11 protein-coding genes are annotated in these 13,352 nt (G+C 73.2%); 4 read left to right on the top strand and 7 right to left on the bottom strand.

Annotation, left to right across the window (positions count from 1 at the left end; genetic code table 11):
- Nucleotides 1–3: 3 nt before the first annotated feature.
- Entirely contained in the window at nt 4–1,272 is a 1,269-nt protein-coding gene (locus EV684_RS05880) for a mechanosensitive ion channel family protein (RefSeq protein ID WP_132645284.1), read from the bottom strand.
- On the bottom strand, nt 1,272–2,207 hold the full coding sequence (locus EV684_RS05875; RefSeq protein ID WP_132645283.1) for a histone deacetylase family protein: 936 nt from the start codon (nt 2,205–2,207) through the stop codon (nt 1,272–1,274). The genes EV684_RS05880 and EV684_RS05875 overlap by 1 nt, the downstream gene beginning before the upstream one ends.
- Before the next feature lie 36 nt (nt 2,208–2,243).
- On the opposite strand from EV684_RS05875, the gene EV684_RS05870 reads away from it, so the two are divergent.
- The 4 genes from EV684_RS05870 to mltB are packed head-to-tail and all read left to right on the top strand — an operon-like array spanning nt 2,244 to nt 7,288.
- Entirely contained in the window at nt 2,244–3,170 is a 927-nt protein-coding gene (locus tag EV684_RS05870) for an AAA family ATPase (protein ID WP_132645282.1), read from the top strand.
- A complete protein-coding gene (locus EV684_RS05865) occupies nt 3,167–4,132 on the top strand; it encodes a DUF58 domain-containing protein (RefSeq protein ID WP_132645281.1) in 966 nt (321 codons plus the stop codon). The genes EV684_RS05870 and EV684_RS05865 overlap by 4 nt, the downstream gene beginning before the upstream one ends.
- Nucleotides 4,129–6,117, top strand: coding sequence for a transglutaminase family protein (locus EV684_RS05860; RefSeq protein ID WP_242478546.1), 1,989 nt, complete (start codon nt 4,129–4,131; stop codon nt 6,115–6,117). Before EV684_RS05865 ends, EV684_RS05860 begins: the two co-directional genes overlap by 4 nt.
- A gap of 7 nt (nt 6,118–6,124) precedes the next feature.
- Nucleotides 6,125–7,288, top strand: a complete 1,164-nt coding sequence (gene mltB / locus EV684_RS05855; protein ID WP_132645280.1) for a lytic murein transglycosylase B — start codon at nt 6,125–6,127, stop codon at nt 7,286–7,288.
- Between the two features lies 1 nt (nt 7,289).
- Here mltB and EV684_RS05850 read toward each other — a convergent pair whose 3' ends face one another.
- From EV684_RS05850 to EV684_RS05830, 5 genes are read right to left on the bottom strand one after another with little or no spacing between them, the layout of a single operon-like run.
- Entirely contained in the window at nt 7,290–8,252 is a 963-nt protein-coding gene (locus tag EV684_RS05850) for an alpha-E domain-containing protein (protein ID WP_132645279.1), read from the bottom strand.
- Entirely contained in the window at nt 8,242–8,397 is a 156-nt protein-coding gene (locus EV684_RS05845; RefSeq protein ID WP_132645278.1) for an alpha-E domain-containing protein, read from the bottom strand. Before EV684_RS05845 ends, EV684_RS05850 begins: the two co-directional genes overlap by 11 nt.
- Before the next feature lie 19 nt (nt 8,398–8,416).
- Nucleotides 8,417–9,853 (bottom strand): circularly permuted type 2 ATP-grasp protein, encoded by a 1,437-nt coding sequence (locus tag EV684_RS05840; RefSeq protein ID WP_132645277.1) that lies wholly within the window; start codon nt 9,851–9,853, stop codon nt 8,417–8,419.
- Nucleotides 9,854–9,871: 18 nt separating this feature from the next.
- Nucleotides 9,872–10,789, bottom strand: a complete 918-nt coding sequence (locus EV684_RS05835) for a transglutaminase family protein (RefSeq protein ID WP_132645276.1) — start codon at nt 10,787–10,789, stop codon at nt 9,872–9,874.
- Nucleotides 10,786–13,332: a circularly permuted type 2 ATP-grasp protein gene (locus EV684_RS05830; protein WP_132645275.1), complete on the bottom strand. Its 2,547-nt coding sequence runs from the start codon at nt 13,330–13,332 to the stop codon at nt 10,786–10,788. Before EV684_RS05830 ends, EV684_RS05835 begins: the two co-directional genes overlap by 4 nt.
- Between the last annotated feature and the right edge of the window lie 20 nt (nt 13,333–13,352).

Raw genomic sequence — 13,352 nt, 5'->3', positions numbered from 1 at the left:
TCATCACGCCGGGGGCTGGGCGACCTGGTGCACGACGCGCTGCGGGAACGGGATCTCGACGCCTTCGGCGTTCAGCAGGCGCAGCAGCGCGAGGTTGACCGCCGAGCGCACGTTGCCCTGGCCGTTGTGCGGGTCGCCGATCCAGAAGCCGATCGTCAGCTCCAGGCCGTCGGCGGCAAAGCTGCTGAGCTGGACCGACGGCGCCGCGTCCGCCAGCACGCGCGGCACGGCGGCCACCGCGGCGCTGATGAGCGGCATCAGCCGGTCCAGGTCGGTGCCGTAGGCCACCTGCACGACGGTCGACAGCCAGACCCGGGTGTCGGCCAGCGAGGCGTTCTCGACGCGCTGCACGATCATCATCTCGTTGGGCACGATGGACTCGCGGCCGTCGAGCGCGCGGATCACCGTGTAGCGCGTGTTGATGTCGGTGATGCGGCCGGCAAAGCCGTCGACCGTCACCATGTCGCCGATGCGCACGCTGCGCTCGGCGAGGATGACGAAGCCGCTGACGTAGTTGGAGGCCAGCTTCTGCAGGCCGAAACCCAGGCCGACGCCGATCGCGCCGCCGAGCACGCCGAGTGCCGTGAGGTCGATGCCGGCGGCCGACAGCGCGACCATCAGGCCGACGAACAGCAGCACCGAGCGCAGCAGGTTGGCCGCCATCTTGCGGACCGACAGGTTGTCGCCCGCGCCCTTGAGCAGGCGCTGCTCGAGCACCTGCGAGATCCACAGCGTCAGCACCAGCACGATCGAGGTGTTGAACACCGCCTCGATGACGCTGCCCACCGACAGCCGCACGCTGCCGACCTTCCACTGGATCTGGTCGAGCTCGGCCATCAGCAGCGGCAGCACGCCGGTGATCCACAGCACCGCACCGATCCAGGCGACCCAGGAGACGCTGCGCTCGACGACACGCATCACGCCCGACTGCGGGAAGGCCTGCTGCAGCACGCGCACCGTCAGCCGGATCAGCAGCAGCGACAGCAGCACCGGCACCGCGAGCTGGAACACCGCGCGCGGCACCGCGTCGCCGAGGATCCACTCGCCGGCGAGCGCGAAACACAGCGCCAGCACCGGAAACAGCACGCCGTCGACGCCGCGGCTGCCGAGCCAGATCGAGCCCTTGTGCTCGACGCGCGAGGCGATCTGGCGCACCAGCGCCCAGGCCAGCGCCAGGCACAGCACGATGATGCCCAGCTCGACGAGCGCACCCGGCGCACGCAGCGAATCGAAGATCTGGCCGAGGCGTTCGGCCGTCGTGGCGCGGACCATCAGACGTCGGCGAGCACCCGGATGTGCGCGGCCACGCTGCGCGCCAGCGCGCTCAGGTTGTAGCCGCCTTCGAGCACCGAGACCACGCGCCCGCGCGAGCAGCGGTCGGCGACGCCGACGACCTGGCGCGTGATCCACTCGAAGTCGGCCTCGACCAGGCCGAGCTGGCCCATGTCGTCCTCGCGGTGGCCGTCGAAGCCGGCGGAGATGAAGACCATCTCGGGCGAGAACTCCTCCAGCCGCGGCATCCACATCGCCATCAGCGTCTCGCGCAGTTCGCCGCCGCGCGTGTACGGCGGGATCGGCACGTTGACCATGTTCTCGCCCTTGGGCACGGCCCCGCTGTACGGGTACAGCGGGTGCTGGAAGAAGCTGCACATCAGGATGCGCTCGTCGCCGGCGATGATGTCCTCGGTGCCGTTGCCGTGGTGCACGTCGAAGTCGATGATCGCCACGCGCTTCAAGCCACGCACGTCCAGCGCGTGGCGCGCCGCGATGGCGACGTTGTTGAAGAAGCAGAAGCCCATCGTCTCGTCGCGCGTCGCGTGATGGCCCGGCGGGCGCACGGCGCAGAACGCGTTGCGCGCGCGGCCGTCGAGCACGTCGTCGGTGGCGGCGACGCAGGCACCGGCGGCGCGCAGGGCGGCACGCCAGGTGTCGGGGCAGGCGATCGTGTCGTGGTCCAGCGCCCGCGCCTGGCCGCTCTCCTGGATCTGCACCAGCGCGTCCTGCAGCTGCAGCACGTAGCCGGCGCTGTGCGCGCGTTCGATCTGCTCGAGCGTGGCCGGCGGTGCGTCGCGGAAGTCGAGCGCGACGTCCAGCCCGGTGGCCAGCAGGTGGTCGGAGATCGCGTCCAGCCGCTGCGGGCACTCGGGGTGTCCGGGCCCCATGTCGTGCAATCGGCACTCCGCATGGCTGTAGAACGCGGTCGTCATGAGTCGTCGTTATCGTTTCGGGGTATGGTCCCGCGCATGGATTCGAGCCTTGCGCGCCAGATCTCCGGGCTGGTCGACCAGATTAGCACGATCATCGTCGGCAAACGCCCGCAGATCGAAGACAGCGTGGCCTGCCTGCTGGCCGGCGGCCACCTGCTGATCGAGGACGTGCCCGGCGTCGGCAAGACCACGCTGGCGCATGCACTGGCGATGTCGCTCGGGCTCTCCTTCTCGCGCGCGCAGTTCACCGCCGACCTGATGCCCAGCGACCTGGTCGGCGTCAGCGTCTTCGACCGCCAGCGCGACGCCTTCGTCTTCCACCCCGGCCCGGTGTTCGCGCAGGTGCTGCTGGCCGACGAGATCAACCGCGCCGGCCCCAAGACCCAGAGCGCGCTGCTCGAGGCGATGGAGGAGCACCAGGTCTCGATCGACGGCGAGACACGCGCGCTGCCGCGGCCCTTCTTCGTCATCGCGACGCAGAACCCGAGCGACCAGCTCGGCACCTACCCGCTGCCCGAGAGCCAGCTCGACCGCTTCCTGCTGCGCATCACGCTGGGCTACCCCGACCGCGCCAGCGAACGTGCGCTTCTGGCCGGCGAGGACCGGCGCGAGGCGGCGACGCGGCTGCCGCCGGTGATGGACCCGGCCGGGCTGCTGGCCGCGCAGCAGGCGGTGCAGCGCGTCAAGGCCAGCGAGCCGCTGCTGGACTATCTGCAGGCGCTGATCGCCGCGACGCGCTCCGGCCGGTGGTTCGTGCAGGGCCTGTCGCCGCGTGCCGGCATCGCCGTGCTGCGTGTGGCGCGTGCCCGCGCGCTGATGGCCGGGCGCGACTGGGTCGCGCCGGAGGACCTGCAGGCGCTGCTGCCGCAGGCCATCGCCCACCGCGTGCAGCCGGTGCCGGGCGCCGGGCGCGGCGCCGTCGAGCAGGTGCGCGCGCTGGTCGAGGCCACGCCCGTCCCGTGATCGCCGCCGCGCATGCCGCCTTCGAGCGCTGGCTCGAGCGCCGCCTGCCGGCCGCCGACAGCTGGGCACTGACCCAGCGCAGCGTCTACATCGTGCCCACGCGCGCCGGGCTGGCGTTCGCGGCCACGCTGCTGGCGATGCTGCTGGCCTCGATCAACTACCAGCTCAACCTGGGCTACGTGCTGACCTTCCTGCTCGCCGGCGCCGGCGTGGTGTCGATGCACCAGACGCACGGCACGCTGCGCGGGCTGGTGCTGCACCTGAAGCCCCCTCGGCCGGGCCACGCCGGCGACGCCGCCACGGTGGAGATCGTGCTCACCAACCCCGGCCGGCGCACGCGCCACGGCATCGCGCTGCACTGGCGCCGGCGCGCCGGCGGCGACGGCGGCTTCGCCTGGTGCGACGTCGCCGCCGGCGCCCAGGCCGCGGTGCAGCTGGCCTTCGTGCCGGCGCAGCGCGGCTGGCACCCGCTGCCGCAGGTCGTCGCCGAAACGGTGTTCCCGCTCGGCCTGTTCCGCGCCTGGACGGTCTGGCGGCCGGCCTCGCGCGTGCTCGCCTGGCCGCGGCCGGAGACGCCGCCGCCGCCCTTGCCGACGGCCACGGCGCAGCCCGGCGAGACCGCCGCGCCGGCCACCGGGCAGGGCGGCGAGGAGTTCGACGGCGTGCGCCACTACCGCCGCGGCGACAGCCTGCGCCGCATCGTCTGGAAGAAGGTGGCGCAGACCGGCGAACTGGTCAGCCGCGACGCCCGCGCCGACGGCCGGCGCGAACTCTGGCTGGACTGGGCCGACACCGGCGGCGACACCGAACGCCGGCTGGCGCGGCTGGCCGCCTGGGTGCTGGCCTGCGAACGCGCCGGCCGCCCCTGGGGCTTGCGCCTGCCGGGGCGCGAACTGGCACCGGGCAGCGGCGACGAACGCCGCCGCGCCGCGCTGGACCTGCTGGCGGGCTGGCCCGGATGACGATCGCGGCCCGCATGACGCGCGAGGCACGCGACACCCTGTTCCTGCTGGCGGTGATCGGCTGGACGCTGCTGCCGCACGCCGCCCACGTGCCCGCCTGGTGCAGCCTGCTGGCCGGCGTGATCCTCGCCTGGCGGGGCTGGCTGGCGGTCGGCAACCGGCCGCTGCCCGGGCGCTGGGTGCTCGTCGCGCTGCTGCTGGCCGCCGGCGGGCTGACCTTCTGGAGCGAACGCACGCTGCTGGGCAAGGAGGCCGGCGTCACGCTGCTCGTCGTGCTGATGACGCTGAAGACGCTGGAGCTGCGTGCGCGGCGCGACGCGCTGGTCGTCTTCTTCCTCGGCTTCTTCGTCGTGCTGACGAACTTCCTGTACTCGCAGAGCCTGCTGGTGGCGGCGTCGATGCTGCTGTCGGTCTGGGGGCTGCTGGCGGCGCTGGTGCTGGCGCACATGCCCGTGGGCCGGCCGCCGCTGGCGCGCGCCGGCGCGCTGGCCGCACGCGCGGCGCTGCTGGGGGCGCCGGTGATGGTGGCGCTGTTCCTGCTGTTCCCGCGCCTGGGCCCGCTGTGGGGCGTGCCCGAGGACGCGGCTGGACGCACCGGACTGTCGGGCACGATGCGCCTGGGCGGCGTGGCCAGCGTCGCCAACGACGAATCGATCGCGCTGCGCGTGCGTTTCGACGGCGCAGCGCCGCCGCCCGAGGCGATGTACTTCCGCGGGCCGGTGCTCGCCCGTTTCGACGGCCTGGACTGGACACGCCTGCCCGAGCCGCCGCTGCGCGCGCGCGTGCAGACGCTGGGCGCGCCGCTGCGCTACGAGATGACGCTGGAGCCCAGCCGCCTGGCGATGCTGCCGCTGCTGGAGGCCACGCCGGCGGACGGCGGGCCGCAGATCGACGGCTGGAGCCTGCGCCTGCGCACCGACCTGCAGTGGCAGCTCGACCGGCCGCTGACCGACCGCGTCCGCCTGCAGGCCACGGCCTGGACCACGTACCGCCACGGCCCGCGCACCGCGACGCCGGCGCTCGACGACTTGCGCCGCCTGCCACCGGGCTACAACCCCCGCACGCTGGCATGGGCGAGGGAACTGCGGACCCGCCCCGAACTGGCCGGCGCCGACGCGCGCACGCTGGCTGCGGCACTGATGCGCCACGTCGCCGACGGCGGCTACGGCTACACGCTCGAGCCCGGCCCCTATGGCCGCGACGCGATCGACGAGTTCTGGCTCGAACGCAAGCTGGGTTTCTGCGAGCACTTTGCCGCCGCCTTCGTCGTCGCGATGCGCGCGATGGACGTGCCGGCGCGGGTGGTCACCGGCTACCAGGGCACCGACCCGGTGGCCGTGGACGGCTGGTGGATCGTGCGCCAGAGCAACGCCCACGCCTGGGCCGAGTACTGGCAGCCCGGGGTCGGCTGGCTGCGCGCCGACCCGACGGCCGCCGTCGCGCCCGAACGCGTGCAGCGCGGCCGCAGCCTGCCGCCGACGCCGGGCCTCGTCGCCGGCACCATCGGCGCGGTCAACCCGGCGCTCGCCGCAGGTCTGCGCCAAGCCTGGGAGACGCTGAACAACCGCTGGAACCAGGCGGTGCTGAACTACTCCCGCCAGCGCCAGTTCGACCTGCTGCGTGCGCTGGGCGTCGAGTCGCCCGACTGGCAGGACCTGGCGCGTGCGCTGGTGCTGCTGGCCGCCGCGGCCGCCGCCGCGGGCGCCGGCTGGGCGCTGTGGGACCGCCATCGCCAGGACCCCTGGCAACGCCTGCAGGCGCGTGTGCAGCGGGCGCTGGCCGTGCGCGGCGTCGAGGTCGGCCCGCAGCACGGGCCGCGTGCCCGTGCCGAGCGCGTGCGCGCCGCGCTCGGCACGGCCGGCGAGCCGCTGGCCGCGCAGCTGGAGGCGCTGGACCGGCTGCGTTACGGCGACGGCGTGGTGCAGCCGGCGCGACGCTGGTGGCCGGGCTTCGCGAAGGCCCTGCGCCAGGTGGGCCGCCCATAATCGGCCGATGCCCGCCCCGAAGTCCGCCCTCGCGAGCATCGCGCTGATCGCCCTGGCCCTGGCCGCACCGCCCGTGGTGCACGCCGCCGACAAGCCCGCCCGCAAAGCCACCGCCGCGAAACACGCCGCGGCGAAGAAGAAACCCAAGGCCAAGGCCGTGGCCGCCGCGCCGCTCTACGGCGAACGCGAGGACATGCGCCGCTTCGCCGCCGAGGTGGCCGAGCGCCGCGGCCTGGACGCCGACTGGGTGGCCGCCCAGCTCGCCCAGGCGCGCCGCCTGGACAGCGTGCAGCGCCTGGTGATGCCGCCGCCGGCCGGCACGGCCAAGGACTGGGCGGCCTACCGCGCGCGTTTCGTCGAACCGCGGCGCATCGCCGCCGGGCTGGCGTTCTGGCAGGAGCACGAGGACGCGCTGGCGCGCGCCCAGGCCCGCTGGGGCGTGCCGCCGGAGATCGTCGTCGGCATCATCGGCGTCGAGACCTTCTACGGCCGCATCATGGGGCGCTTTCGCATCGTCGACGCGCTGGCGACGCTGGCCTTCGACTTCCCCGGCGGCCGCAGCGACCGCAGCCCCTTCTTCCGCCGCGAACTCGAGGAGTTCCTGGTCTGGGCCGACCGCGAAGGCCTGGACCCGCAGGCCGTGCGCGGCTCGTTTGCCGGCGCCATCGGCCTGCCGCAGTTCATGCCCAGCAACCTCAACCGGCTGGCGCTCGACTTCGACGGCGACGGCCACGTCGACCTGGGCGGCAACGGCATCGACGCCGTCGGCAGCGTCGCCCACTTCCTGTCGGCGCACGGCTGGCAGCCCGGGATGGCGACGACACACGCGGTGGCGCCGCCGGTGGACACGGCGGCGCGTGCGCGGCTGCTGGCGCCGGACATCGAGCCCAGCTTCACGGCGGCCGAGTTCGCCGCCGCCGGGGCCGAACTCGACGCCGCCGGCCGCGCGCACGCCGGCCCGATGGCGCTGGTCGAGCTGCAGAACGGCGCCGCGGCGCCGAGCTACGTCGCCGGCACCGCCAACTTCCGCGTGCTGACGCGCTACAACGCCTCGTCGTACTACGCGATGGCGGTCATCACGCTGGGCGACGCGGTGGCCCAGGCGCATGCCGCGACCCGCGCCGCAGTGGCGGCCGACCCGGCGGCCAGCAGCGCGTCGGCCGCGCGCTGAATCAGGCCGCCACCGGCACCAGGAAGTCGCGCCCGATGCCGGCGCCGAGGTCGTTGACGCGGTCCATGAACTGCGTCAGGTAGGCGTGCAGCCCGGTGGCGAGGATCTCGTCGATGCGGCCGTACTGCAGGTCGGCGCGCAGCCGGCCGGCGCGGCGCAGCGTCTCGGCGCTCTGCTGGTTGGCCACCGGCTCCAGGTTGGCGACGACCTCGTTGAGGCAGGCGGCGAGCGAACGCGGCATGTCCGGGCGCAGGATCAGCAGTTCGGCGACGAGTTCCGGGCGGATCACGTTGCGGTAGACCTTGCGGTAGATCTCGAAGCCGGAGACCGAACGCAGGATCGCGCTCCAGTGATAGAAGTCGACCTCCTGGGTCTCCTTGACGTTGCCGTTGCCGAAGTACTCGGAGGACAGCGCGTGGAACTTCACGTCGAGCAGCCGCGCGGTGTTGTCGGCGCGTTCGAGGAAGGTGCCGACACGCAGGAAGTGCATCGCCTCGTCCTGCAGCATCGTGCCGACGGTGACGCCGCGCGACAGGTGCGAGCGGTACTTGACCCACTCGAAGATCATGCTCGGGTCGCGTTCGAAGCGGCCTTCCTTGAGCAGGCGGTTGAACTCCAGCCAGGTCTGGTTCTGGGTCTCCCAGACCTCGGTGGTCAGCGCGCCGCGCACCGCGCGTGCGTTCTCGCGCGCCGCGCGCAGGCAGCACAGGATGCTCGACGGGTTGGTCTCGTCGCGCACCATGAAGTCCATGACGTTGCGCGGCGTGAGCTCGCGGTACTTCTGCTGGAAGCTCCAGCTCAGTTCGCTGATCGACAGCAGCCCCTGCCAGCCCTGCTCGGCCATGTCCGCCGACTGCGGCAGCAGCGAGGTCTGGTAGTTGACGTCGAGCATGCGGGCGGTGTTTTCGGCCCGCTCCATGTAACGGGCCATCCAGAACAGATGATCCGCAGTCCTAGACAGCATGGTGGTCCTCCATCAGGCCGAAAACCCCGCCGCGCGCTGCCGCGCGCCGCGGTATTTTGGCTTCGCCGGAGGCGCTTCGCGCCTGAACGGCCCGCTCCATGTAGCGGGCCATCCAGAACAGGTGGTCGGCGGTACGAGACAGCATCTTGTTCCTCCTGCGCGCGTCAGTCCTCGAGAACCCAGGTGTCCTTGGTGCCCCCGCCCTGCGACGAGTTGACGACCAGCGAGCCTTCCTTCAGCGCCACGCGCGTCAGCCCGCCGGGCACCATCTGCACCGTCTTGCCCGACAGCACGAAGGGCCGCAGGTCGATGTGGCGCGGGGCGATGCCACGTTCGACGTAGGTCGGGCAGGTCGACAGCGCCAGCGTCGGCTGGGCGATGTAGTTCGACGGGTTGGCCAGCAGCTGCTCGCGAAAGGCCGCGATCTCGGCCTTGCTGGCCGCCGGGCCGACGAGCATGCCGTAGCCGCCGGCGCCGTGCACCTCCTTGACGACGAGTTCGCCCAGGTTCGCCAGCACGTGCTCCAGGTCGCCCGGCTCGCGGCAGACCCAGGTCGGCACGTTGTGCAGGATGGGTTTCTCGCCGAGGTAGAACTCGATCATGCGCGGCACGTACGGGTAGACGCTCTTGTCGTCGGCGATGCCGGTGCCGATGGCGTTGGCCAGCGTCACGTTGCCGGCGCGGTAGACGTCCAGCAGCCCGGCGCAGCCCAGCGTCGAGTCGGGGCGGAAGGCGCGCGGGTCGAGGAAGTCGTCGTCGACGCGGCGGTAGATGACGTCCACGCGCTTGGGGCCCTGCGTGGTGCGCATGTAGACGAAGCCGTCGCGCACGAACAGGTCCTGGCCTTCGACCAGCTCGACACCCATCTGCTGGGCGAGGAAGGCGTGCTCGAAGTAGGCGCTGTTGTACATGCCGGGCGTCAGCACGACGACCGTCGGATCGTCGGCGGCGGTGGGCCGCACCTCGCGCAGCGTCTCCAGCAGCAGGTCGGGATAGTGCGCGACCGGCTCGATGCGGTGGCTGGCGAACAGCTCGGGGAACAGCCGCATCATCATCTTGCGGTTCTCGAGCATGTAGCTGACGCCGCTGGGCACGCGCAGGTTGTCCTCCAGCACGTAGTAGCAGCCGCTGCCGTCGCTCTGCGCGGCACGCACGATGTCGATGCCGGCGATCAGCGAATACACCTGCCCCGGCACGTCCACGCCCATCATCTCGGGGCGGAACTGGCTGTTGCGCAGGATGAGGTCGGCCGGCACGACGCCGGCCTTCAGGATCTCCTGGCCGTGGTAGACGTCATGCAGGAAGCGGTTCAGCGCGGTGACACGCTGCGCCAGGCCCGCCTCCAGCTCGCGCCACTCGGCGCCGGGGATCACGCGCGGGATGACGTCGAAGGGGATCAGGCGCTCGGTGCCGGCGCCGTCCTCGTCCTTGGCGCCGTAGACGGCGAAGGTGATGCCGACGCGGCGGAAGATCATCTCCGCCTCGCTGCGTGCCGACTGCATCGCGTCGGCCGGCTGCTGGCGCAGCCAGCGTTCGTAGCTCCGGTAATGGGGCCGCACGGCGCCGTCGGCGGCGCTCATCTCGTCGAAGCTGGGCTTCATCGTCGGAATCGCTCCTCTTCAGCCGGGGTTAGCAACAACCGGACCCACCACGCGCGTCGTCACGCCGACGGCCAGCGTGTGCTGTGCGCCGCCGCGGATCACGCCGCGCAGCGGCGTCACGTCGCCGAAATCGCGGCCGACGGCCACCCGCACGTGGCCGCTGCCGGGCACCAGGTCGTTGGTCGGGTCCAGGTCCAGCCAGCCGCCGGCGACCCCCGGCGTGTCGGGGCACCAGGCCTGCACCCAGGCGTGCGAGGCGTCGGCGCCGACCATCGCCGCGCCGTCCTCGGGGCCGCGTGTCAGCAGGTAGCCGCTGACGTAGCGCGCCGGCAGGCCGTGCATGCGCAAGGCGCCCGCCAGCAGGTGGGCGAAATCCTGGCAGACGCCGCGCCGCTGCTCGAAGGCCTGGGCCAGCGGCGTGTCGACCTCGGTGCTGCGGCTCTCGTACTCGAACTCGCGGTGCAGCCGGCGCATCAGCTCGATCGCCAGCTCGGCGACCGGCCGGCCCGGCGTGCACGAGGGCGCGGCCCAGGCGCGCAGCGGCTCCAGCCGCGGCACGTAGGGCGAAGGCATGGCGAACTCGGCTGCCGGCTCGAAAGGCGCGCGGGCGACGTAGCGCAGCCGCGCCGCCAGCGCATCCCAGGCCGGCGAGCGCGGCGCCTGCAGCGCGGCAAAACGCGCCGCGAGGCGCACCCGGCTCGCCGCGCGCACGACCAGGGTGCGGTGCGGCCGCAGCAGCGTGAAGTGGCTCTGGTGGTTGCCGAAGGCGTCGGTGTCGTCGCGGCGCTGCTGCGGGCCGGGCTCGATGTCCAGCTCGTGCGCCAGCAGGCGCTGGCCGGCGTCGTCCAGCGGCCGCAGATGCGCCAGGTGGTGCGCCAGCGTCACCGGCGCGGCGTAGTCGTAGCGTGTCTCGTGGACGACCTCGAGTTCGGTCACACGCGTTGGTCCTGTCCGTGCGCCAGCGTGAAGAAGCGCGTGCCGACGTCGTCGGCCAGCGCCATCGCCGCAGCGCGCAGCGACACCGACAGCGCCAGCAGGCGCTCGACGATGACGGCGTCGCTGGCGCCGCGCAGCGACTCCAGCGTCAGCCCGCTGCCCTCGGCCGGCAGGCGCGCCAGCAGCGCGGCGACGCCGGCCGCGTCCAGCGGCAGCTTGCGCAGCTCGGTGCGCAGCCGGCGCAGCACGCCGGCATGGGCGCGCGGGTTGGAGTCGTCGAAGACCAGCAGGTCGGCCAGCGCCAGCAGGTCCTCGTGGCGCTGGTAGCGCGCGCGGAAGGTGATCGCGCTGTCGAAGAGTTCCAGCAGCAGGTCGACACCGGCCGCGCTGCCCAGCGCGCCGGCCTGCAGCAGCGCCTCCAGCCGCGAGCACAGGCCGATCAGGCGCTCCAGCAGCCGGCCCACGGCCAGCAGCCGCCAGCCGTGGTCGCGCGTCATGCGGTCGGTCTGCACGCCGGTCACCGCGGCCAGGCGCAAGGCCAGGCGGTCCAGCGCCGGCAGCACCTCGGGCAGCGGCGGCGGGCGTGTCGGCCCGCCTGGGAACGCGGCCTCGAAGGCCTCGCGCATCGAACGGATCAGCCCCCATTGCTCGGAGGACAGGCGTTCGCGCAGCGCCTGCGACGCCTGCTCCAGCGCGCGCAGGTTGAAGGCCACGCTCCAGGCGCCGTCGGCGTCGCCCAGCGCGCCCAGCAGCGCACGCTCGAAACGCGAGGCCGACTGCTCCAGCGTGGGCACGCCCGGCGGCGTCAGGCCGCTGGCCACGGCCATCGCCGACAGCGCACGCTGCACCGCGAGGTCGGCGTCGCTCTCGGCGTCGATCTGCAGCAGCGTCGCACGCGCCAGGCGCACCAGCTGCTCGGTGCGTTCGGTGTAGCGGCCGAGCCAGAACAGGTTCTCGCCGGTGCGGCTGGACACCGGGCGGCGGCGCGCGGCGATGTCGTCGACCTCCAGCCGCCGCGGCAGCATCGAGAAGGTGTCGACCGGGCCGTCGGTCAGCACCCAGGTGTCCAGGCTGGAGCCGCCGCGCTGCATCGACACCGAGGCATCCTCGCGGCGCGAGACGCGTGTCATGCCGCCGGGCAGCACGTGCCAGCGGCCGTCGCCTTCGGCGATCGCGTAGACACGCACCATCGCCGGGCGTGGATTCAGCGCGCCGCCGCCCCAGATCGGCGCACGCGAGAAGCGCAGCCGGCCCTGGATCGTCCACGCGTCGGGGTCCTCGTGCACCCGAAGTTGGTGCCCATCGTGCACCTGGGACGTGCGCCCGCCCTTCGGGAAGGTGCTGCGCACGAACTTGCCGTCGAGCTGGTCGTGCACGTCGCGCCAGGCGGCGGCTTCGCCGCACCACCAGGTCGGCAGCGCCGGCATGCGCAGCGGCTCGCCGGTCAGGCGTTCGCAGATGCCGGGCAGGAAGCCCTGCACCGCCGGCGATTCGAGGAAGGCGCTGCCCAGCGCGTTGGCCATCACAATGCTGCCGGCGCGGGCGGCCTGCAGCAGCCCGGGCACGCCCAGCGTCGAATCGGGGCGCAGCTCCAGCGGGTCGCACCAGTCGTCGTCCAGGCGGCGCAGCAGCGCGTGCACCGGCTCCAGGCCTTCGACGGTCTTCAGGAAGACCCGCTCGTCGCGCACCGTCAGGTCGCCGCCTTCGACCAGCGGCAGGCCGAGGTAGCGTGCGAGGTAGGCGTGTTCGTAATAGGTCTCGCTGTACGGCCCCGGCGTCAGCAGCGCGAGGCGCGGCGTGGCGCCGCGGGCGACCTCGCGCGCCGCGGCCTCCACCGTGTCGAGCAGGCGCCGGTAGCTCGCCGCCAGGTGCTGCACACGCAGCTCGCGGAAGGCGTCGGGGAACTGGCGCGAGACCAGCAGCCGGTTGTGCAGCACGTAGCCCAGGCCCGAGGGCCCCTGCGTGCGCTGGGCGACGACCCACCAGCGGCCGTCGGGGCCGCGCGCCAGGTCGAAGGCGACGATGTGCAGGCGCAGGCCGCCCGGCACGTGGGCCCCGATCATCGGCCGCAGGTAACCCGGGTGGCGCAGCGCCAGCGCCGGCGGCAGCAGGCCTTCGGCGAGCAGGCGGCGCTCGCCGTACAGGTCGGCCAGCACACGCTCCAGCAGCGCCGCACGCTGCGTCACGCCGGCCTCGATCTCGGCCCAGTCGGCGGGTTCGATCAGCAGCGGCAGCAGCTCCAGCGACCAGGGCCGCATCGGCGCGCCCTGATCGTCGAAGACGTTGTGCGTGACGCCGTCCAGCCGGATCTGCTGGGCGATCTGCACCAGGCGGCGGTCGAGGTCGGCGGCGAGGTCGGCGCCGGCGGGCTCGGGCATCCAGTCGGCGAAGCGCCGCCAGGCCGGCCGCACGCTGCCGTCGCTGTCGCGCAGCTCGTCCCAGACGCCGGGCTCGGCCGGCAGCGCCCGCTCGGCGAGCATCGCCAGCGCACCGCCGGCGGCGGCGTCGGGGTCGAAAGGCAGCGTGCTCTGGGAGGCGTTCACCGGCGCGATCGTGCCACGGC

Origin of the sequence: Rubrivivax gelatinosus, assembly GCF_004340905.1 — a bacterium.
GTDB classification, from domain to species: Bacteria; Pseudomonadota; Gammaproteobacteria; order Burkholderiales; family Burkholderiaceae_C; genus Rubrivivax; species Rubrivivax gelatinosus.
The sequence above is the reverse complement of the archived record's forward strand: the minus strand, read 5'-3'. Positions and strand labels throughout refer to the sequence as shown.

Bases quoted from the DNA above. Each gene is read 5' to 3' on its own strand.
- EV684_RS05880 (WP_132645284.1), bottom strand. From the start codon at position 1,272: ATGGTCCGCGCCACGACGGCCGAACGCCTCGGCCAGATCTTCGATTCG.
- EV684_RS05875 (WP_132645283.1), bottom strand. From the start codon at position 2,207: ATGACGACCGCGTTCTACAGCCATGCGGAGTGCCGATTGCACGACATG.
- EV684_RS05870 (WP_132645282.1), top strand. From the start codon at position 2,244: ATGGATTCGAGCCTTGCGCGCCAGATCTCCGGGCTGGTCGACCAGATT.
- EV684_RS05860 (WP_242478546.1), top strand. From the start codon at position 4,129: ATGACGATCGCGGCCCGCATGACGCGCGAGGCACGCGACACCCTGTTC.
- mltB (WP_132645280.1), top strand. From the start codon at position 6,125: ATGCCCGCCCCGAAGTCCGCCCTCGCGAGCATCGCGCTGATCGCCCTG.
- EV684_RS05850 (WP_132645279.1), bottom strand. From the start codon at position 8,252: ATGCTGTCTAGGACTGCGGATCATCTGTTCTGGATGGCCCGTTACATG.
- EV684_RS05845 (WP_132645278.1), bottom strand. From the start codon at position 8,397: ATGCTGTCTCGTACCGCCGACCACCTGTTCTGGATGGCCCGCTACATG.
- EV684_RS05840 (WP_132645277.1), bottom strand. From the start codon at position 9,853: ATGAAGCCCAGCTTCGACGAGATGAGCGCCGCCGACGGCGCCGTGCGG.